This is a genomic window from Demequina sp. B12, assembly GCF_028823635.1.
GTDB lineage: Bacteria > Actinomycetota > Actinomycetes > Actinomycetales > Demequinaceae > Demequina.
Genome location: NZ_JAPEHU010000050.1, coordinates 1 through 209, shown reverse-complemented (window position 1 = coordinate 209; position 209 = coordinate 1). Strand labels below are relative to the sequence as shown.

Sequence of the window (209 nt, the reverse complement as noted above, 5' to 3'; positions counted from 1 at the left end):
AATATCGTGAAATTATTCGCCGGATGAGTTTTCTAATCGGTGCATTGCTGGTCTTTCGACTAGGAGCGCATATTCCAGTACCAGGCATTAATAATGCTGCGTTAGAAAATTTATTTCATGCAAACCAAGGAACTATTCTTGGGCTATTCAATATGTTTTCTGGCGGTGCTTTAGAGCGAATGTCGATTCTTGCTTTGGGAATCATGCCT

1 pseudogene is annotated in these 209 nt (G+C 40.7%); it reads left to right on the top strand.

From position 1 onward, the window contains the following. Positions 1-209: pseudogene (gene secY / locus ON058_RS11105) on the top strand (preprotein translocase subunit SecY); the annotation flags it as partial.